Origin of the sequence: uncultured Brevundimonas sp., from assembly GCF_963974615.1 — a bacterium.
Classification (GTDB): Bacteria; Pseudomonadota; Alphaproteobacteria; order Caulobacterales; family Caulobacteraceae; genus Brevundimonas.
On the sequence record NZ_CAXBDH010000019.1, the window covers coordinates 19,860 to 40,534 of the forward strand.

The window sequence follows — 20,675 nt, forward strand, 5'->3', positions numbered from 1 at the left end:
GAACGCCGACATGGCATTGAAAGTCGCCATTGTTGGCCGCCCCAATGTGGGCAAATCGACCCTGTTCAACAGGCTCGTCGGCAAGCGCCTTGCGCTGGTCGATGATCGTCCCGGTGTGACTCGCGACCGCCGCTATGCCGACGGCAATATCGGTGACTTCGATCTGACCCTGATCGACACGGCCGGCTATGAGGACATCACCGACGACAGTCTGGAATCGCGCATGCGCGAACAGACCGAGGCGGCGCTGGAAGACGGCGACCTGATCCTGTTCATGATGGACGCCCGCGAGGGCGTGACTGCGCTGGACCGGATCTTCGCCGAGCGCCTGCGCAAGCAGCACAAGCCCGTCATCCTGCTGGCCAACAAGGCCGAGAGCCGTGAGAGCGGCGGCGGTATCGGTGAGGCCTATGGCCTGGGCTTCGGTGAACCGGTGGCCATCTCGGCGGAACACGGTGAGGGCATGGCTGACCTTTATGCCGCCATCGTCGGGGCCAGCGCCGACATCTTCATCGAAGAGATCGATGAGCCGGACAAGCCGATCCGCATCGCCATCATCGGCCGGCCCAACGCCGGCAAATCGACCCTGGTCAACCGGTTGATCGGCGAGGACCGGCTGCTGACCGGCCCCGAGGCCGGCATCACCCGCGATTCCATCTCGGTCGACTGGCAGTATGAAGGCCAGAACATCCGTCTGGTCGACACCGCCGGCATGCGTCGCAAGGCCCGGGTTAACGAGAAGCTCGAGAAGCTGTCGGTCGCCGACACCATCCGCGCCATCACCTATGCCGAGGTGGTCGTGCTGGTTATGGACAAGGATGACGCCTTCGATACCCAGGACCTGCAGCTGGCCGATCTGGTCGAGCGCGAGGGCCGGGCCCTGGTCTATGTCGCCGCCAAATGGGACCTCGAGGATGAGCCCCAGGCCAAACTGGCCAAGCTGAGCCAGATGGCCGAGGACAAGCTACCCCAGCTGCGCGGCTCACCGTTCGTGGCCCTGTCGTCGCATTCGGGTCGTGGGGTCGAGCGGTTGATGCCGGCGATCCTGAAGGCCCACGCGACCTGGTCGGTCAAGGTCAAGACCAAGGACCTCAACACCTGGCTGGCCCTGGCCACCCAGAGGCATCCGCCCCCCGCCGTCGACGGCAAGCGGATCAAGCCGAAATACATGGCCCAGATCAAGGCGCGCCCGCCGACCTTCGTGCTGATGGCCAGCCGCGCCGCCTCGATGCCGGAACAGTACAAGCGCTATCTGGTCAACAGCCTGCGCGAGAGCTTCGACCTGCCCGGCACCCCGATCCGCCTCAACGTCAAGGCGGGGTCCGAGAACCCCTACGGCGAGGGTGGTTCGAAATCAGGTCCGGAACGCTTCACCGGCCCGGCCAAGACCGCGCCGCGCCGCATCAAGAAGTCCGAGGCCGCCGCCGACGCCCTGTCCAACCTGCCCGGCAAGGCGCTGGAGCAGAAGAAGACGCGTACGGCCAAGCCCCGCCCCCTGACCGGGCTGAAGTCCAGCTCGAACAAGAAGGCCGGCTCCAGCGTCGCCATCCAGAAGGGCGCCCGTGGCGGTGCCCGTCAGGTCTCGCGCTCTGGCCGCGTCCGCACTGGCCAGAAGCACGCGCCGAAGAAGTAGGGCCTTAAGCCGCTTCGACCGCGGCCCCTGGAATGGAGCCCGGGACAGCCAAACGGGCGATCGCCCCGATCAGGGCGTCGGGTCGGATTGGCTTGGCCAGATGCAGGTCCGAGCCCGCCTCAAGACTGCGGGCCACATCGTCGGGCATCGCATTGGCCGTCAGTGAAATGATGGGCGTACGGGGGCGTTCGCCGGCCAGCTCGAGCTCCCTGATCTTGCGGGTCGCCGACAGTCCGTCCAGCACCGGCATCTGCACATCCATCAGGATGATGTCGAAACGGTTCTTTGCGGTCGCTTCGACGGCCAGAGCACCGTTTTCGACGACGGTGAGGTCGATGCTCAGCGACGCGAGGATCATCGAAACCACCCGCCGGTTGACCTCATGATCGTCGGCGAGCAGGATTTTCAGCGGTTGGTCATTGGTGTCGGGAACCGGTCTGGCGGGTTCGTTCCGGATAACTTCCAACGGCACGTCGGAAATCCGGCTCAGCGGCAGATAGGCGAAGAAGATCGATCCCTTGCCGGGGGTCGAGCGCACCGCGATCCGCCCCCCCATCATTTCGGTCAGCGAGGTACAGATCGACAGTCCGAGCCCCGTTCCACCATATTTGCGGCTCACAGACACGTCCGCCTGCTCGAACCGGTCGAACAGGCGTTTTGCCGTGTCGCGGTCGAAGCCGATGCCGGAATCGCACACACTGATGCAGACGCCGCCCCGACGGTTGCGGACGGCGACGCTGACGCTGCCGGCGGCGGTGAATTTAATCGCATTGCTGATGAAGTTCGAAACGACCTGGCCGATCCGCGTCCGGTCGCCGAGATAGATGCCGTCCGCGCCGTCGGCGGTCCGCAGCTCCAGTTTGACGTTCTTGGCAGCCGCGGTCGCGGCATGCAGATCGACGATTCCGGTGACGACCTCACCCAGGCTGAACGGTGCGGTCTCGAAGGTCATCTGTCCGGCCTCGATCTTGGAGACGTCGAGGATGTCGTTGACGACCAGTTCCAGCGTGCGCCCCGATGCGATGACGGTGTCGGTCAATTCACGGCCATGGGTATCCGTCTGGCGCTGACGCAGCAGATCCATCACGCCGATGATGCCGTTCAGGGGGGTGCGCAGCTCGTGGCTCATATTGGCCAGAAACTGGGACTTGGCCCGGCTGGCCTGTTCCGCATTGGCCAGGGCGGTCTCCAGCGCCGCCTCCTTCATGAGCAGTTGGCCATTCGCCCGCGCCACCGCCAGATGGACGAGGATGATGCTCAGGACGAAGAAGGAGAAAACGGCCGACATATACAGCCATGTCCGTTCAAGCAGGGCCGTCCCGGGCTTGTGTTGTCGCCATCGGATCGCCAGCACCGGCTGACCGGCGTCGTCGGCAAGGGTGACCTCCGCCTGATGGGGCTCCGGCGGGGACGTCGGCGGGGCGAGCACCGCGTCGATCAGCTGGTATCGTCCGGCGATGTTCGCCAGAAACGTTTCGTCCAGGGCATCGGCCGCGAAAACGATCGGTGCGCGCGCACCGACGGGAAGGGCGGTCCCGAAGTCGGGCTGAACCAGGGCGGCCACAATCGCATACGGGTGCCCGCCGATCATTGAGACGGACGTCGCCTGGATCGGTGCGGCAATCATTTTCCGGGACCGGTCGCGGCGCACGAAGGCCCCGCGCTGACGTTCCTGTGCGCGGATGCTGTCGATCAACTTTGGCAGGGCGATGGACGGGTGGTCTGATGTGGTCGGGCTGACGACGTCGTCGTCAATGGCCGAAAAGACCGACCTGTCCGACCGGTCGACAATCTCGATCTGTTCAAATCCGGCTGTCTGGTTCAGATAGGTCCCGATGTTCAGGTTCGCCCACCGGGGATCAAACCGGTTATCGAGGTGGACGACGGCGTCATCCCAGATCACCTGGGGCATAACCAGCGCCGCCAATTCATCGAGTCGGGTCGAGAGTCCGGTCTGTATCTGCCGGCGCTCGAACTTTCCCGAATAGGCATCGGTGCTCCGCGCCCCCGCGACCAGCGACAGGCCAAACAGCACCATACCGCTGACCGCCAGCACGAGCAGGGAGCGGGACAGCCAGATCGTACGTCGATGGGCGTGTGAGTCGATACGCATGGCTGGAAAATCAGCGATACGTATTACGTTTTGATTAGTCACCAAGCATTTGGTTTATTTGATAATATTGTACGTTTCGGCTCGCCGTAAACATACGAGCGATCAGGGCTAAGCCTTGTGTCCCCGGGATCAAATCGCGACCCCTGAAGCCTGCTTTTGACGGCGCTCCAAAACCGGGCCGCTAATACTCCGGGACACGCCGTTGGTCCCTAGACCAGCGCCGCTACGCCCGGTCCCGACTTCCAGTCCTTGAACTTCACTTCCAGCGGCGGTGTCAGATCGCCGCGGGCCAGTTCGACGATCAGCGGACCGATCTCGGACGGGGGAGGCACGTCCTGCGGATCCTCGCCGGGATAGGCCTGGGCCCGCAGCTGGGTGCGCATCCGGCCGGGATCGACGACGGCGACGCGGATCGGCGTCGATTCGATCTCGTCGGCCCAGCATTTGATCAGGGCCTCGGCCCCGGCCTTGGTGGCGGCATACATGCCCCAGAAGGCCCGGGGTGCGGCGGCGATACTGGTGGTCAGATAGACGGCCCGTCCGGCGTCGGAAACGCGCAGCAAAGGCTCCAGCGAGCGGATCAGTCGGTAGATGGCGGTGAAATTGGTCTTCTCGACCTTGGCCCAGACCCGCGGGTCGGCGTGACTGACCGGGGTCAGGCCCGAGGCCCCCATGGTCGCCGCCGCCTGGACCCATATGTCCAGCTTGCCGAACCGTTCGAAGATGGCCCCGCCCAGCCGGTCGATGGCCCCGCCGTCAACCAGATCGAACGGCACCAGGGTCGCGTGCTGGCCGGTGGCGGCATAGATGGCGTCGTCCAGCTCCTCCAGTCCGCCCTGGGTGCGGGCGGTAGCGACAACGTGGGCACCCGCCCTGGCCAGGGCCAGGGCAGCTTCAAAGCCGATGCCACGCGAGGCCCCGACAACGAGGGCGATACGGTCTTTCAGGGGGAGATCAGCAGACATGGGGCCTGATAGCGCGCGCCCGTCGTCGGGCAAAGAGGCTTAAGCCGTGACCAGCAACGACAACTGCCGGTGCGAGTCCTCACGACCGCCCTGTTCGATTTCTCGGTCCAGCAGTCGGGTCGGGTATTCGCCTGTGAAATAGTGGTCGGTGAACTGCGGATTGACTGCATCGCGCGGTCCGGCACCCATCGCTTCGTACAGGCCGTCGACGGACAGGAAGCCCAGGCTGTCGACCTCCAGCATTTCCTTCATTTCGGCGATGGTCTTGTTGGCGGCGATCAGTTGATCCCGCTCGGGCATGTCGATGCCGTAGAAGTCAGGCCACAGGATCGGCGGACTGGCCGAGCGCAGATGCACCTCGGTGGCCCCGGCGGCCCGCACGGAACGCACCAGTTTGGCCGAGGTGGTCCCGCGCACGATCGAATCGTCGATCAGCACGACCCGCTTGCCTTCCAGTACCGAGCGGTTGGGGCTGTGCTTCATGCGCACGCCCTTCTGCCGGGCCCCCTGGTTGGGCTGGATGAAGGTGCGGCCCAGATAGTGGCTGCGAATGATGCCCATTTCATAGGGAATGCCGCTCTCGCGGGCATAGCCCAGGGCCGCCGGCACGCCGGAGTCCGGCACCGGCACGACCACGTCGGCCTCGACCGCATGTTCGCGCGCCAGACCCTGGCCCATGCGCTTGCGCACCGCGTAGACCGACCGTCCGTTCACGATGCTGTCGGGACGCGAGAAATAGACATATTCAAACAGGCAGGGCCGGGCGGCCCGGGCCGGGAAGGGCTTCAGCGACCGCAAGCCGTTCTCGTCGATGACTACCACCTCGCCGTGCTCGACATCGCGGACAAAGGTCGCGCCGATGGTGTCCAGGGCGCAGGTCTCCGACGCCAGCACCCAGGCCTCGCCGATCTTGCCCAGCACCAGCGGGCGGATACCCAGCGGGTCGCGCGCGCCGATCATCTTCTTGCGGGTCTGGGCTACCAGGGCATAGCCGCCTTCGATCCGCGCCAGGGCGTCGATGAACCGGTCGACGATCTTCGCCTTCCGCGAACGGGCGATCAGATGCAGGATCACCTCGGAGTCCGAGGTCGACTGGAAGATCGAGCCTTCCGAGACCAGCTGGTTCCGCAGGAACAGGAAATTGGTCAGATTGCCGTTGTGGCCGATGGCGATACCGCCGGAATCCAGATCGGCGAACATCGGCTGGATATTGCGCAGGAACGAGCCGCCCGCGGTCGAATAGCGGGTATGGCCCACGGCCGCGCCCCCCGGCATCCGCTTTGACAGATTGGTGCCGCCGAAGGCGTCGCCGACCAGCCCCTGGTGGCGTTCGGTGTGGAAGCGGTCGTCATGGACGCTGGCGATGCCGCAGGCTTCCTGGCCGCGGTGCTGCAGGGCGTGCAGACCCAGGGCGACGATGGCGGCCCCGCCGTCGGGCTCGGCCCCCCAGACGCCACAGACTCCGCACTCCAGGCGGGGGCGATCGTCATCAATGTCGCGATGGTGTTCGCGGTGAACGACGGGATCGGCGATCTGGTGGCGCATTGTGGCTCCGATGACCCGGGGAGGGGACTAGGGGGCGTTGCCGGGCGGGGTATGCCCTGTTTGGGGCGGGGGCAAGGCTTGTGTGTCGGAAAACCCTTCGCGGACGGACGAATTAACCACCGGGGTCAGGGCGTCGGCCCCGCGCCCGATACCGGGCAGGACGATCTGGATGACCCGGGCGGCCCCGGCGCTGACCGGATACAGCATGGCCTGGGTCAGCCAGCGTGGCGTCGCCTCGCCCGGCATGGCCGCGACGATCACCAGATGGATTGCCCCCAGCAGCACCAGTGACCGCGCCGCGCCGATGAAGACGCCGAAGAACCGGTCGATCCCGCCCAGCTGCGGATGGGCCTGGGCGCGTTTCGACAGGGCCGAGCCGAAGATGCGAATGCCGAAATAGATCAGCAGGAAGGTGCCGATGGCCGCGGCGATGGAGCCGGCCCAGTCCGGATCAATCATTGAACGACCGATTGGCGAGGTGAAGGGCAGGGCCACCAGGGCAATGAAAGCGGCCAGGACGAAGCTCAGCAGGGTGATGATTTCGCGCGTGGCCCCGCGCACCCATCCGGCCGCAGCCGAGGCGAGGATCACGATCAGGGCGAGAGCGTCAAAGCCGGTCACGCGGGCGGTGGATCCTCGGATGGCGGTTTACTGAAGACCTTCATAGCGGTTTTGCGAGATTCGATCGACCGCTTCCGTCAATCGCGTCACCGAGGTCACCGCCACCCCGCCACCCTTGACCGTCAGCGGCGGAGTCAGGGCGTGATCGAAGCCCAGTTTGCGCGCCTCGCGCAGCCGCGCCTCGGCCCGGCCCACGGCCCGCACCTCGCCCGACAGGCTGATCTCGCCGAACACCACACAGCCCTGCGGCAGGGGCTTGTCGGTGGCCGAGGAGATCAGGGCCGCGGCGGCGGCCAGATCGGCGGCCGGCTCATTGATCCGCAAGCCTCCGGCCACGTTCAGATAGACGTCCTGATCGCCGAACCCGAAGCCGCAGCGCGCCTCCAGTACGGCCAGCACCATGGCCAGTCGCCCGGTGTCCCAGCCCACCACGGCCCGACGTGGCGTGCCATAGGCCGATTTTGACACCAGGGCCTGCATCTCGACCAGCACCGGGCGCGAGCCCTCGATCCCGGCGAAGACGGCGGCTCCCGGGGCCCGGTCCTTGCCCTCGCCGAGGAACAGGGCCGACGGATTGCTGACCTCGCGCAGGCCGGTGTCGCCCATTTCGAACACCCCGATCTCGTCGGTGGCCCCGAAACGGTTCTTGCCGGCGCGCAGGATGCGGAACGGATAGCCGCGCTCGCCCTCGAAGCTCAGCACCGCGTCGACCATATGTTCGACCACCCGCGGCCCGGCGACCTGACCGTCCTTGGTGACATGGCCGACCAGGATGACAGCGACCCCGTGCGACTTGGCCAGCCGCACCATCTCGCCGGCACAGGCCCGCACCTGGGTGACCGAGCCGGGACCGGCCTCATGGGCGTCGGACCACAGGGTCTGGATTGAATCGACGATGACGATGTCGAATTTCTCGCGCTTCAGCGTCCCCAGGATGTCGCGCAGCGCTGTGGCCGAGGCCAGTTCGACCGGGGCCTTGGCCAGCCCCATCCGCTTGGCCCGGGCCCGGATCTGCTCGATCGCCTCCTCGCCCGAGATATAGGCGACCCGCGCCCCCTTCAGCGCCGCCCGCCCGGCCACGTCCAGCAACAGGGTCGACTTGCCGACGCCGGGGTCACCGCTCAACAATATGGCCGAGCCGGGCACGACCCCGCCGCCGCAAACCCGGTCGAACTCCTTGACCCCGGTGACGATGCGCGCCGGCTCGGGCGTGTCCGACTGCAGGGTTTCGAACTGCAGGCCGCGCGTCCGGGCGGTGCTGACGGCCTTCATCGCCCCGGGCGGGGCCGCGCGGCTCTCCTCGACGACGCAGTTCCACTGGCCACAGGCCCCGCACTGACCGGCCCATTTGCCGTGCACCGCCCCGCAGGACTGACAAACATAGATCGCACCGTCTCTGGCCATGACATCGGCTTACAGGAGTCGGGGACGGCGGGGCAGGGGGGACGGATTACGCTGCGTCCGGGACTGGCGTAGCCGCCGGCACCCGCCGATCTGCCGGTTGCCTGCCCCGGGTTCGCCGTGTCAGGTCTATGGGAATCGGGGGAGAACGACGATGCTGAAACGACTGGCGACCACCGCAGCCGCAATGGCTTTTGCTCTGGGCCTGATGACCGGTACGCCCGCCCGGGCCGACACCCTGGTGGTCACCGCCGCCCGGATGGTCGATGTCCAGCGCGGTCGCTACGTCGATCATCCGGTCATTGTCGTCACGGATGGCCGCATCACTTCGGTCGGTAGGGCCGCTCCCGCCGGCGTGCCCGATGACGCCCGGCGCCTCGACCTGCCGGGCCTGACCCTGCTGCCCGGCCTGATCGACATGCACGTCCATCTGGCCGACACTCCCTATGTCTCTGGCTACAACATCTTTGACTATGCCGATGATTTCGGAGCTGTCATCCAGGGACCCAACGCCTTGGCCACGCTCAACGCTGGCTTCACGACCGTGCGCAATCTGGGTGGACCGGATTTTGCCGACGTCGCCCTGATGCAGGCCATCAATGACGGCTTCGTCGTCGGCCCACGGGTGATCCCGGCCGGGGCCTATATCGGGGCCACCGGCGGCCACTGCGACATCACCGGTCTGCCGCGCTCGCTGCATCAGACCAGCGACTTTGTGGCTGACAGCCCGGATGAAGTTCGTCACGTCATCCGCGAGGTGCGCAAATACGGGGCCCAGGTCATCAAATTGTGCGCTACCGGCGGGGTCTTCTCCAGCAATACCGAACCGGGTCAGCAGCAGATGACCCTGGCCGAGCTGACCGCCGCGGCCACCGAGGCCCATATGTGGGGCCTCAAGGTCGCTGCGCACGCCCACGGAGCCTCGGGCATCGCCGACGCCATCCGGGCCGGGATCGACACCATTGAACATGCCTCGCTGATCGACGCCGAAGGTATCCGTCTGGCGCTCGAACACCACACCTGGCTGTCGATGGACATCTACAACACCGATTTTACCCAGGCGACGGGCACGCAATACGGCACCACCGAGGACAACCTGCGCAAGGACCGCGAGATCGGTCAGCTGCAACGCGACAATTTCCGCGCCGCCCATCGGGCCGGGGTGGGAATGGTGTTCGGCACCGACGCCGCCCTCTTTCCGCACGGCCTGAACGCCCGCCAGTTCGCGGTCATGGTTGAATACGGCATGACTCCGGCCGAGGCGATCCGCAGCGCCACCTGGAACGCCGCTCAGGCCCTGGGTCGCGAGGCCGACGTCGGGGCCATCGTCGTCGGTCGCTATGGTGATCTGATCGCCGTGTCCGGCGACCCTCTGGCCGACGTCCGGATGCTGGAAACGGTGCCCGTGGTCATCAAGGGCGGTGACGTCGTCCGCGACGCTCGCTGAGCGGACTCAGCCGATATAGATCCGCGGTACCCGCGGCGTGACCGAGGTCAGCAGCTCATAGGCGATGGTCCCGGCCGCAGTTGCGGCCTCGTCCAGCATCCGGTTGGCCCCGAACAGCTCGGCCCGGTCGCCGACGGCGACGTCGGCACCGGTGACATCGACGGCAATGACGTCCATCGACACCCGGCCGACGATCGACCGCAACGCCCCACCCAGCCACACCGCGCCCCACGGGCTGGTGCTGCGCAGCACCCCGTCGGCATATCCCGCGGCGCAGATGGCGATCCGCCGGGGTGTGTCCGCCAGAAATCCGCGCGAATAGCCGACGCTCTCGCCCGTCGGCACCTCGCGCACCTGCAACACCTCGGCACTCAGCGTCGCCACTGCTCGCAGGCGCGCGTCGGGTCGTCCCTCGGGTCCACCGCCGTACAGACTGATCCCGGGGCGCGCGGCGTCAAATCCGTAGTCCGGCCCCAGAAAGGCTCCGCCCGAATTGGCGAAGGAGCGGATCACCCCGGGATAGCGACCGACCACAGCGGCGAAGGCGTCGCGCTGGGTCCGGTTCATCGGCTCCAGTGGATCGTCGGCACAGGCCAGATGGCTCATCACCAGGTCCAGCCCGTCGAACATGTCCGGGGCCTCTTCAGGCCGGAAGCCTAACCGGTTCATACCGGTGTCGATCTGCAGGCCGCAGGCCCCGCCGCTGGCGGCCCGCCAGGCGGTCAGCTGCTCGCCGTGGTTCAGGACCGGTCTCAGGTCGGCCGCGATGAGGTCCCCCGCGGTCTCGCCGACACAGCCGTCCAGCACATAGATGACCGGCTCAGCCCCCAGCGCCTCGCGCAAAGCGAAGCCGCCAGACGCCCGGGCCACAAAGAAGGTGCGCGCCCCCTCGGCCAGCAGCCGCCGCACCACCGGCACGGCGCCCAACCCATAGGCGTCGGCCTTGACCACCGGATGCACCGGCACGCCCGCAGCCGCTTCCAGCGCATGAAAATTGTGCGCCAGCGCGTTCAGGTCGACGGACAGTGTAGTGGGCGAGGGCATTATGGGTTTATGCCGCAATTTTTGTGCAGCGCACACCGGAAAACGCCGGACCTACTCCGGGATGTCGCGGAAATTGGAGTAGCGGCCGTCCTTGGCCAGATTGCCGAAGCGGGTGGTGTCGGCGTCGAAGCTCAGCTTGACGATACCGATCGGGCCATGGCGTTGCTTGCCGATGACGACCTCGGCCTGGTGCTGCAGGATGTCCATGTCCTCCTGCCATTTCAGATGTTCCTCGGTGCCTTCGCGCGGCTCGGTCCGGCCCAGGTAGTAGCTCTCGCGATAGACGAACATCACGCAGTCGGCGTCCTGCTCGATCGAGCCGGATTCGCGCAGGTCGGACAGCTGCGGTCGCTTGTCCTCGCGTTGTTCGACCTGACGCGACAGCTGCGACAGGGCCAGGATCGGCACGTTCAGCTCCTTGGCCAGGGCCTTGAGGCCGCCGGTGATCTCCGACACCTCCTGCACCCGGTTGCGCTGGTTATTGCCGTCGCCGACGGTGATCAGCTGCAGATAGTCGACGATGATCAGGTCCAGACCCTGTTCGGCCCGTTTCAGGCGGCGCGCCCGGGCCGCCAGTTTGGAGATGGCCAGACCGCCGGTGGCGTCGATGTACAGCGGGCTCTCGCCGATCTCGATGGCCGCGTCGCGCACCTTGCCGAAGTCAGAGGCGTCGATCTCGCCCTTCCTCAGCCGGTCGGACGACACGCCCGACGCGTCGGCCAGGATACGCATGGCCAGCTGTTCGGCGCTCATCTCCAGCGAGAAGAAGGCGACGACACCGCCGTTGACCGTCTTGCGGCCCTCTGGCGTCGGCTCCCAGCGATAGTTACGGGCGACATTGAAGGCGATATTGGTCGCCAGCGCCGTCTTGCCCATCGACGGACGCCCGGCCAGGATCAGCAGGTCGGACGGGTAGAGCCCGCCCAGTTTCTGATCCAGATCGTCCAGATTGGTGGCCAGACCGGCCAGCTTGCCGTCGCGCTGATAGGCTTCGCCCGCCATCTGAACTGCACCGGCCAGGGCCGCGGAAAAGCTGACGAAACCCGACGACGGCTTGCCGGTCTCGGCCAGCGAATACAGCGACTGCTCGGCCTGTTCGATCTGGTCGATGGCGGCCCGCTCCGGATCGGGGGCCTCCTTCATGATGTCGCCGCCAATGCGAATCAGGTCGCGGCGCAGGGCCAGATCATAGACGACCCGGGCATAGTCGGCGGCATTGGCGGCGGGCGGGGCCCGGTCGACCAGATCGGCCAGATAGCGCAGCCCGCCGAACTCGGCGAAGGCCGGATCCTGCTTGAACCGCTCCATCAATATGGTCGGCTCGGCCAGCAGGCCCTGGCGGATATGGTCCTCGATCGCATCGAACAGGCGATTGTGGAACGGCTCGTGGAAATGCGACCCGCGCAACCGGTCCGACAGCCGTTCGAACACGGCGTTGTCGAACATCAACGATCCCAGCAGGGCCTGTTCGGCCTCGAGGTTGTGCGGCATCGAGGTCGGGGAAGAGCTCTCGGCGGGGAAGGGAGCGAAGGCGTTCATCGGTTAACGCTTAGACTCGCCCTGCGTCTAAAGCGGACGGAAATCTCGGTTCCGGATCAGATGAACGGGGACACCTCTGTGGACGGTCGGTTCAGGCCGGGCAGGGATGACTTTCGACCATCCATTCGCGGATGGCCTGGGTGACGCTGATATTGCGCCGGGCGGCCGGAACGGCATTAAGCCGCGCCATCAGATGGTCGGAGTTCACCGCCACCCGCTCGGGCATGCAGGTGGCCGGGCGGCGGCCGGCCGCACGGGCGGCCACCTCTTCCGAGCGGACCGTCTGGAAGGCTCCCTTTACCTCGTTCATCAACCGGCGGGTGTCGGACCGCAGCAGGGCGGTCGGATTGCGCGGAATGCCGGCCGCGGTGGTGAGGAACTGCTGCACCGTCATGCCGTCGGCGCTGGCGGCGCTGGCCACCAGACTGACGAACAACGCCAGCATCAGCGATGTCTTGCGGACCATGACTTCCCCCTTCGGATTACGATCCAGAATGGCCGTCAAACCATGGCCGAACTTGGGCGGGATTCCCCGGCGCATTCGGGCATGAAAAAGGGCGCACCTGCGAAGGTGCGCCCTCTTCATCTTGCAGTCTCAGTTTGGTCTAGGCTTCCGAGCCCAGACCGTCCTGTTGACCGGCACCGCCGGCGACCATGTCGCGAGCCTGTTCGAGGGCCGCGGCGCGGTCCTCGTCGTAGGCGGCCTTGATGACGTCTTCACCAGCGGCCTGACGCTCGGCCTCTTCGGCCGAACGCGCGATGTTGATCTTGACCTTGACCGAGACCTCGGCGTGCAGGCGAACCGCCACCTCGTGGACACCCAGGTGCTTGATCGGCGTGTTCAGCACGACCTGGCTGCGCTCGACCTTGCCGCCTTCGGCCGAAATGGCCTCGACGACGTCACGACCGCCGACCGATCCGTACAGCTGACCGGTCTCACCGGCCTGACGGATCATGACATAGGTCTGGCCGTCGATCTTGCTGCCGATCTTGCCGGCCTCTTCCTTGTTCTTCTCGTTGCGGGCCTCGATGGCGACGCGTTCGAGTTCGAAGGCTTTCAGGTTGTTGGAGGTCGCGCGACGAGCCTTGTCACGCGGCAGCAGGAAGTTGCGGGCGAAACCGTCCTTGACGGTCACGACATCGCCGATGGCGCCGAGGTTATCGACGCGCTCGAGGAGAACGACCTTCATTACTTCACCACATAGGGCAGGAGGGCCAGATAGCGGGCGCGCTTGATGGCCTTGGCCAGTTCACGCTGCTTGATCTGGGAAACAGCGGTGATGCGCGAGGGCACGATCTTGCCGCGTTCGGAGATGTAACGCTGCAGCAGCTTCACATCCTTGTAGTCGATCTTCGGCGCGCCATCGCCCGAGAACGGGCAGACCTTGCGGCGACGATAGAAGGGGCGACGGCCGGCAGCACCGGAACCGGCAGGGGTGCCGGGGGTCACGGGGCCGCGGGCGGGAGCAGTCGTATCGGTCATGCTGCGCTTTCCTTATTCGGCTTCGGCGACGGTGGCCACGGGGGCCTCGTCATTGCGCGGGGTGCGTTCGCGTTCACGTTCGCGCTCGCGTTCACGGCGGGCCAGCAGCGGCGACAGCTCGAGATCGAGCTCCTCGACGCGGACGGTCAGCCAGCGCAGCACGTCTTCATTGATCGACAGCTGACGCTCGACCTCGGCCATGGCGGCGGGCGGGCAGTCGACGGCGAGCAGCGAATAGTGCGCCTTGCGGTTCTTTTTGACCCGGTAGGTCAGGTTGCGCAGACCCCAGTACTCGATCTTGGCGACGGAACCGCCGCCTTGCTCGATCAAGCCCTTGATGGTGTCGTTCAGCGCTTCGGCCTGTTGCGCGCTGATATCCTGGCGCGACATGACCGTGTGCTCGTAAAGAGCCATGCGGTAGTCTCCCTTGTGGGCGTCGGCGTGGAACAGACCGGGTTAAAGTCGGATCCCACGATGGCTCCTGCAGCGGCGGCCGGGATGACTTCCCGAACCCTTTGATGTTCCGCGACAGGACCGAAGCCCTGGAAAGCGGGCGCATATAGGGGAAAAGGCCGGGCAGGGCAAGGCGTTCGCGGGGCTCAGAAGCTGCGCCGCACCGAGAAATAGGCCTGGCGGTTGCCGCCGGTCTGCGAACGTTCGGTATAGACCGGTGACCCCCGGTCGCGCGGCGCATCAAACAGCACGAATTCGTTGCCGTAATCGCCGCTGATGAACAGGCCCGCAGACAGGCTCAATTTCGGGTCGGGCCGGTAGCTGATGCTGGCATTGAAATTGGGATCGGTGCGGAACCGCGACAGGGTGCTGGGGGCATAGTTCCTCTGGTCCTGACCGCTGGAGGCACTGACGCTCCAGTTGATCCGTTTGGCGACCAGATTCTGACTCAGCCCCAGTGACCAGCCGAACGGCTGGTCGCCGCCGACCCGCCGGTTAACGAAGGTCACGGGGTCCTCCGTATCCGACCAGCGCAGGGTCACCTGTGCCGACAACAGGCCGCCGGTCAGGCCGAAGCGGTCCAGCGGCTGGCGCGTCGACAGGCTCAATTTGTCGCGGCTCGCCTCGCCCACATTGCGGGTGATGTTGTACGGGCGCGCCACCGATCCCCCGAGCGGGATCTCATAGACCACCACCGTCCCCAGCACGTCATCCTGCCATTCGTGAGTATATTCCGCGACATAGGACCCCTGGCGGTCGAACAGCCGCTCATAGCGTGCGCTGGCCTGCCACACCTGCCCCGGGCGGATGTCGGGATTTCCGCGCCCGAAGATGCCGGTTTCAAACGCGGCCGAGGCGGTGAATGCCCCGAACGACAGCTGATCGACGCTCTTTTCCAGTTTGAAATTGAGAGTTTCGCGCGGTCGCGGGGTCCAGGTCGCGGTCAGGCGCGGCTTCAGATAGCTCAAACGGGTCTCGGCCGACCCGGCGCTGCCCGCGGCGGTGATGCGCGAGGTCTCGTAGCGCAGGCCGCTCTCGAAATTCAGGTTTGCCCGCGCCGCCCAGGTTGCGGTGACGAAACTCTCCGTCCGCAATTCCTCGACCTGGGTGTCATCCCCGGCCAGCCGCAGCGGACTGTCGTTAAAGGTATAGCCGGTTTCGGTGTCGACCCGGTTCAGGGCCACCTCTGACCCTGTCTCCAGGCTCCATCGGCCCCTTGGCGGGAATTTCAACGCCCCCGACAGGATGCTTTCACGCGAAAGCTGTTGGGTCAGGGTGTCCGAGGTGAAGCGGGGCGTATCGTAACGCCCGCTGTTGTCGCTGTCGGTGACTGACTGGAAGCCGACCAGCTCGAGGTTGAGGCCGCGCGGCAGGCTGCGGGTCCAGCGCAACCCCGCTTCGCCCCGCCAACGGGTCGAATCGCTGTTGCTGCGCTCCTCACCACCGGGAATCACCAGGGTATCCAGGCCCTGATAATCGCTGCTGTTGTAATTGATCAGGACGTTGGCCCGGATCCGTCCGCCGCCCAGAGGGCCCTCATAAACACCGGTGGTCTCGCCTGAGGTGAAATCCGCCGCCGCATCGCTCTGGGCCAGAAAGAACAGGGTTCCGTCCGGCCGTCGGCGTTCGCGGACATTGGCAATGTCCTGTCCCCCGGTGGACAGCCGGATTGACCCGTCCAGCGACCGGCCGTCGCGCTGGCGCTGCGCCTGTAGATTGACGCTGGGTTGCAGTCGCAGGTCGTCGGTGATGTTCAGACTGGAAGACACGGCACCGGACACGCCCGCATCCGGTTTGCGAATCACATTGGCGACCACCGACTTGCCCTGCATGTCGATGCCGCCGACCCCGGCCCGCACGATTTCGATTCTCAGAACCTGGGCGGCCGGAATGCGCGACAGCACACTGGCCAGGCTGTCGCTACGCGTCGGGGGCCGTTCGCCGTCGATCAGCACATTGCCCGCCGTGCCGGCAAAACCGCGGGCGCTTGAGCCGCCGTCGAACTGGAATCCGGGTATCCGGCCGAGCATGTCCAGCGCCGTCACCGGCCGGTACTCGGCGAAATAGGCGGGAAGATAGGGGGTGACGTTGGGATCGGCCGTCGCTGCGGTCGGGGTCGGCTGGGCCGCGGCCGGTGCTGCCGGCCCGACGACCGACGCAAATCCCAGCAGGGGCGCGCCAAGCGCCAGGGCGCGACCGAAACTGCTGACCATCTGCCGGAATCCCGCCCCTGTTGCGTGGCGGCGGACTTTAACGGGTATTGTGTTCAAGTTTCGGCCACAATCTGTACGATTTGTAAGCTGGCTGTGATCCGGGTCCTACCGCTTGCCGCTTCCCGAGGTTCGTCCTATCGCTGCCGCCTTGATTCACGGCCCGGAAGGACCCCGCATGACCCTCGCCCTCCTGTTTCCCGGACAAGGCAGCCAGTCGGTCGGCATGGGCGTGGCCCTGGCCGACGCCTTCGCCAGCGCCCGCGAGGTCTATGCCGAGATCGACGACGCGCTGGGCCAGAAGCTGTCGGTGCTGATGCGTGAGGGGCCCGAGGACCAGCTGACCCTGACCGAGAATGCCCAGCCCGCTCTGATGGCGGTGTCGCTGGCCGCCGTGCGGGTGCTGAAGGTCGAGTTCGGTATCGACATTGACCGCGCGGCCCTCGTTGCCGGCCATTCGCTGGGTGAGTATTCGGCCCTGTGCGCCGCCGGGGCCCTGTCGCTGGCCGACACCGCCCGGCTGCTGAAGCTGCGCGGCCAGGCCATGCAGCGCGCTGTGCCGGTGGGGGCAGGGGCCATGGCCTCGCTGATTGGGCCCAAAACTGACCTGGCCCTGGCCGAGGCGGCGGCGAAAGCCGGCTCCGAGGTCGGCGTCTGCGTCGTCGCCAATGACAACAACGCCGGCAATATCGTCATCTCGGGCGACAAGGCCGCCGTCGATCGCGCCATCGAAAAGGCCAGGGAACTGGGCGCGCGCGCCATTCCGCTGAACGTCTCGGCCCCGTTCCACTGTCCGCTGATGCAGCGCGCCGCCGACGAAATGGCCGAGGCCCTGTCCGGGGCTACCCTGCTGGGGCCGCGCGTGCCCGTGGTCGCCAATGTCACCGCCCGTCCCGAGACCGACCCCGAGACCATCCGCCGCCTGCTGGTCGAACAGGTCACTGGCCGCGTGCGCTGGCGCGAGAGCATGGAGTGGATGGCGTCCGACGGCGGCATCACCCGCTTCGCCGAGATCGGCTCGGGCAAGGTCCTGACCGGCATGGCCAAACGCATCGCGCCGGATGCCGGGAGCACGGCCCTGAACACGCCGGAAGATCTGGAAGCGTTCGCGAAGAGCTTTTGACTTCCCTTCTCCCCTTGCGGGAGAAGGTGTCAGCCCCGGACCCGGTCCGGGGATGACGGATGAGGGGTCAAACCGGCCGGACCGGATGGGCTCCTTGAACATCAACCGCAGGGGTTCGTGAAACCCCTCATCCGGCCCTCCGGGCCGCCTTCTCCCGCAAGGGGAGAAGGAAGGGAGCACTCAATGTTCAATCTCACTGGCAAGACCGCCCTCGTCACCGGCGCGACAGGCGGCATCGGCGGAGCCATCGCCCGGTCCCTGCACGCCCGGGGCGCGACCGTGGTCCTGTCCGGCACCCGCGAGGCGGTGCTGCAGGATCTGGCCAAGGAGCTGGGTGAGCGCGCCTTCGCCGCCGCTGCCAACCTGTCGGACCCCGACTCGGTCGACGGCCTGATCGCCCGCGCCGAGGACGTCGCCGGGGCCCCGCTCGACATCCTGGTGGCCAATGCCGGGATCACCAAAGACGGCCTGCTGATGCGGATGAAGGACGAGGATTTCCAGTCGGTCCTCACCGTCAATCTGGAATCCTATTTCCGCCTGTCGCGCGCGGCGATGAAGGGGATGATGAAGCGCCGCTCGGGCCGGATCATCGGTATCACCTCGATCGTCGGCGTCACCGGCAACCCGGGCCAGACCAACTATGCCGCCTCCAAGGCCGGCATGATCGGCTTCTCGAAATCCCTGGCCCAGGAGGTCGGCAGCCGCGGGATCACGGTGAATTGTATCGCCCCCGGCTTCATCGCTTCGCCGATGACCGATGTGCTGAACGACGCCCAGCGCGACACCATCCTCAAGAACATCCCGGCCGGCCGCCTTGGCACCGGCGACGAGATCGCCGCCGCCGCCGTCTATCTGTCCTCGGACGAAGCCGCCTATGTCACGGGGCAGACGCTGCACGTGAACGGCGGCATGGCGATGATCTGACTTTTTTCCTTCTCCCCTGCGGGGGAGAAGGTGGCCCGTCAGGGCCGGATGAGGGGGATGCCCGACGTAAATTCCCTGCATCCGGGTCACCCCGACAGCCCCCTCAACCGAGCGGCTCCGCCGCCCACCTTCTCCCCCGAGGGGAGAAGGACGACTTTCGGAGACGACCGTGAAAATCCTGCGCATCCTCGCCACCATCCTCAGTGGCCCCCTGCTGCTGATCGGCCTGATCTGGGTGCTGCAGGGCCTCAACATCCTGCCGGGCAGCTTCATGACCGGTCAGATCATCTGGGCCGTCTATGGCGCGCCCCTGGCCCTGGCCGGCGGGGGGCTGGTATGGTGGTTGAATCGGGGTCGACCGTAGGGCGAAGTCGGCATCAAACCGGGTTACCGACTCTTCCCCACGGTCACGGCTGTGCTAAAGGGCGGTGACGCAACCGGCTGTGCAGCCTCTTTGGGCTTGCGCGACCGGCGCTGTCGTGGGACGGCAATCGCTAAGACAAACGCTGGTGCTGCGGCACCATAATGAAGGCAGAGACCCCATGTCCGATACCCTGGAACGCGTTCGCAAGATCGTCATCGACCATCTGGACGCTGATCCCGAAAAAGTGGTCGAGAAGGCCAGCTTCATCGATGACCTGGGCGCTGACTCGCTCGACAACGTCGAACTGGTCATGGCTTTCGAGGAAGAGTTCGACATCGAGATCCCGGATGACGCCGCCGAGCACATCCAGACCGTCGGCGACGCCGTGAAATTCATCGACGGCAAGCTGGCCGGCTAAACCCGTCCGACTGACGGTTTCAGTGGCCGCCGTGGTGCGCCCCTAGCGGGGCCGCCCGGCGGCCATTACTGTTTCTGGGCACGGATTCTGTTGAAGGAGCGCCCATGCGTCGCGTTGTAGTCACCGGACTTGGCCTGCTGACCCCGCTGGGTTGGGGTGTTGAGCATAATTGGCAGGGGATTCGCGACGGCCGTTCGGGCATCGGCCCGATCACCAATTTCGACGTCGAGGGCTGGGGCTGCACCATTGCCGGCGAGATTCCTTCGGTGGACGGTCGCGGTGGCGGCGCGCCCGGGCAGCCGGGAGTGTTCGACCATGAACAGGTCATGTCGCCCAAGGACCGCAAGCGGGTCGACGACTTCATCGTCTATGCCATCGCCGCGGCGGACGAGGCCCTGGCAGACGCCGGCTGGAAGCCGGAGAGCGCCGAAGACCAGGAACGCACCGGCGTCATGGTCGGCTCCGGCATCGGCGGCCTCGGCCCGATCGCCGACACCGCCATCATCCTCAAGGAACAGGGCCCACGCCGGGTCAGCCCCTTCTTCATCCCCTCGGCCCTGATCAATCTGACCAGCGGCCAGATCTCGATCCGCCACGGGCTCAAGGGCCCGAACCACTCGGTCGTCACCGCCTGCGCCACCGGGGCCCACGCCATCGGCGACGCGGCGCGGATGATCGCCCTGGACGACGCCGACGTCATGGTGGCGGGCGGGGCCGAAAGCTCGATCGTGCCGATCGGCATCGCCGGCTTCCTGGCCTGCAAGGCCCTGTGTACCGCCTTCAACGACACGCCCGAAAAGGCCAGCCGCCCCTACGACAAGGACCACGCCGGTTTCGTCATGGGCGAGGGGGCCGGGATCATGGTGCTCGAGGAATACGAGCACGCGAAAGCGCGCGGCGCGAAGATCTATGCCGAGGTCGTCGGCTACGGTATGAGCGGCGACGCGTATCACATCACCGCCCCGTCCGAGGACGGCGAGGGCGGTCTGCGGGCCATGAGGGCGGCGCTGAAACGGGCCGGGATGCAGCCGTCTGACCTCGACTACATCAACGCCCACGGCACCTCGACCATGGCCGACTGGATCGAGTTGCGCGCCATCGAGCGGCTGGTCGGTGACCATGCGAAAAACCTCGCCGTGTCCTCGACCAAATCGATGACCGGTCACCTGCTGGGGGCTGCGGGCGCGATTGAGTCGATCTTCAGCGTGCTGGCCATCCGCGATCAGATCGCGCCGCCGACCATCAACCTCGACAATCCCGAGCACGAGACCGCCATCGACCTGGTCCCGCACAAGGGCAAGGCCCGCAAGATTGATGTGGCGATGTCCAACAGCTTCGGCTTCGGCGGCACCAATGCCTCGGTCATTTTCCGGAAGGTCGACTAGATGGCGC

Annotated in this window: 19 protein-coding genes; 7 read left to right on the forward strand and 12 right to left on the reverse strand. The window is 66.2% G+C overall.

What is annotated here, in order from left to right; genetic code table 11:
* The first annotated feature begins 10 nt into the window (after positions 1 to 10).
* Positions 11 to 1,633, forward strand: a complete 1,623-nt coding sequence (der, locus tag AAC050_RS12765; protein WP_339915471.1) for a ribosome biogenesis GTPase Der — start codon at positions 11 to 13, stop codon at positions 1,631 to 1,633.
* A gap of 4 nt (positions 1,634 to 1,637) precedes the next feature.
* On the opposite strand, the gene AAC050_RS12770 is transcribed toward der, so the two are convergent.
* The 5 genes from AAC050_RS12770 to radA all read right to left on the reverse strand — a co-directional run bounded on the left by AAC050_RS12770 (position 1,638) and on the right by radA (position 8,281).
* The gene (locus tag AAC050_RS12770; protein WP_339915472.1) at positions 1,638 to 3,746 is read right to left on the reverse strand and encodes an ATP-binding protein; all 2,109 of its coding nucleotides are present in this window, start codon (positions 3,744 to 3,746) and stop codon (positions 1,638 to 1,640) included.
* Between the two features lie 209 nt (positions 3,747 to 3,955).
* Positions 3,956 to 4,711, reverse strand: coding sequence for an SDR family NAD(P)-dependent oxidoreductase (locus AAC050_RS12775; RefSeq protein ID WP_339915473.1), 756 nt, complete (start codon positions 4,709 to 4,711; stop codon positions 3,956 to 3,958).
* A gap of 39 nt (positions 4,712 to 4,750) precedes the next feature.
* Entirely contained in the window at positions 4,751 to 6,256 is a 1,506-nt protein-coding gene (purF, locus tag AAC050_RS12780; protein ID WP_339915474.1) for an amidophosphoribosyltransferase, read from the reverse strand.
* Between the two features lie 27 nt (positions 6,257 to 6,283).
* Entirely contained in the window at positions 6,284 to 6,877 is a 594-nt protein-coding gene (locus tag AAC050_RS12785; protein ID WP_339915475.1) for a CvpA family protein, read from the reverse strand.
* Positions 6,878 to 6,904: 27 nt separating this feature from the next.
* Positions 6,905 to 8,281 carry a DNA repair protein RadA gene (gene radA / locus AAC050_RS12790; protein WP_339915476.1) on the reverse strand — a complete coding sequence of 459 codons (1,377 nt, stop codon included), beginning with the start codon at positions 8,279 to 8,281 and terminating at the stop codon, positions 6,905 to 6,907.
* Positions 8,282 to 8,432: 151 nt separating this feature from the next.
* On the opposite strand from radA, the gene AAC050_RS12795 reads away from it, so the two are divergent.
* Positions 8,433 to 9,725: an amidohydrolase family protein gene (locus AAC050_RS12795; RefSeq protein WP_339915477.1), complete on the forward strand. Its 1,293-nt coding sequence runs from the start codon at positions 8,433 to 8,435 to the stop codon at positions 9,723 to 9,725.
* A gap of 6 nt (positions 9,726 to 9,731) precedes the next feature.
* On the opposite strand, the gene alr is transcribed toward AAC050_RS12795, so the two are convergent.
* The 7 genes from alr to AAC050_RS12830 form a co-directional block, all read right to left on the reverse strand.
* A complete protein-coding gene (gene alr / locus AAC050_RS12800; protein WP_339915478.1) occupies positions 9,732 to 10,769 on the reverse strand; it encodes an alanine racemase in 1,038 nt (345 codons plus the stop codon).
* Positions 10,770 to 10,820: 51 nt separating this feature from the next.
* Positions 10,821 to 12,308, reverse strand: a complete 1,488-nt coding sequence (locus AAC050_RS12805; protein ID WP_339915479.1) for a replicative DNA helicase — start codon at positions 12,306 to 12,308, stop codon at positions 10,821 to 10,823.
* Positions 12,309 to 12,399: 91 nt separating this feature from the next.
* Positions 12,400 to 12,774: a hypothetical protein gene (locus tag AAC050_RS12810; protein ID WP_339915480.1), complete on the reverse strand. Its 375-nt coding sequence runs from the start codon at positions 12,772 to 12,774 to the stop codon at positions 12,400 to 12,402.
* 139 nt (positions 12,775 to 12,913) lie between these two features.
* Complete coding sequence (gene rplI / locus AAC050_RS12815) at positions 12,914 to 13,498, reverse strand: 50S ribosomal protein L9 (protein ID WP_339915481.1); 585 nt, start codon at positions 13,496 to 13,498, stop codon at positions 12,914 to 12,916.
* The gene (rpsR, locus tag AAC050_RS12820; protein ID WP_339915482.1) at positions 13,498 to 13,791 is read right to left on the reverse strand and encodes a 30S ribosomal protein S18; all 294 of its coding nucleotides are present in this window, start codon (positions 13,789 to 13,791) and stop codon (positions 13,498 to 13,500) included. Before rpsR ends, rplI begins: the two co-directional genes overlap by 1 nt.
* A gap of 12 nt (positions 13,792 to 13,803) precedes the next feature.
* Positions 13,804 to 14,205, reverse strand: a complete 402-nt coding sequence (rpsF, locus tag AAC050_RS12825) for a 30S ribosomal protein S6 (RefSeq protein WP_339915483.1) — start codon at positions 14,203 to 14,205, stop codon at positions 13,804 to 13,806.
* Between the two features lie 185 nt (positions 14,206 to 14,390).
* Positions 14,391 to 16,457, reverse strand: coding sequence for a hypothetical protein (locus AAC050_RS12830; RefSeq protein WP_339915484.1), 2,067 nt, complete (start codon positions 16,455 to 16,457; stop codon positions 14,391 to 14,393).
* A 175-nt stretch (positions 16,458 to 16,632) separates the two neighbouring features.
* Here AAC050_RS12830 and fabD point away from each other — a divergent pair, with 175 nt between their 5' ends.
* The 5 genes from fabD (at position 16,633) to fabF (ending at position 20,668) form a co-directional block, all read left to right on the forward strand.
* Complete coding sequence (gene fabD, locus AAC050_RS12835; protein ID WP_339915485.1) at positions 16,633 to 17,577, forward strand: ACP S-malonyltransferase; 945 nt, start codon at positions 16,633 to 16,635, stop codon at positions 17,575 to 17,577.
* 183 nt (positions 17,578 to 17,760) lie between these two features.
* Positions 17,761 to 18,501, forward strand: coding sequence for a 3-oxoacyl-[acyl-carrier-protein] reductase (fabG, locus tag AAC050_RS12840; protein ID WP_339915486.1), 741 nt, complete (start codon positions 17,761 to 17,763; stop codon positions 18,499 to 18,501).
* Between the two features lie 169 nt (positions 18,502 to 18,670).
* Positions 18,671 to 18,865: a hypothetical protein gene (locus tag AAC050_RS12845; protein ID WP_339915487.1), complete on the forward strand. Its 195-nt coding sequence runs from the start codon at positions 18,671 to 18,673 to the stop codon at positions 18,863 to 18,865.
* Positions 18,866 to 19,043: 178 nt separating this feature from the next.
* Complete coding sequence (locus tag AAC050_RS12850) at positions 19,044 to 19,283, forward strand: acyl carrier protein (protein ID WP_300444219.1); 240 nt, start codon at positions 19,044 to 19,046, stop codon at positions 19,281 to 19,283.
* 104 nt (positions 19,284 to 19,387) lie between these two features.
* On the forward strand, positions 19,388 to 20,668 hold the full coding sequence (fabF, locus tag AAC050_RS12855) for a beta-ketoacyl-ACP synthase II (protein ID WP_339915488.1): 1,281 nt from the start codon (positions 19,388 to 19,390) through the stop codon (positions 20,666 to 20,668).
* Positions 20,669 to 20,675 lie beyond the last annotated feature (7 nt).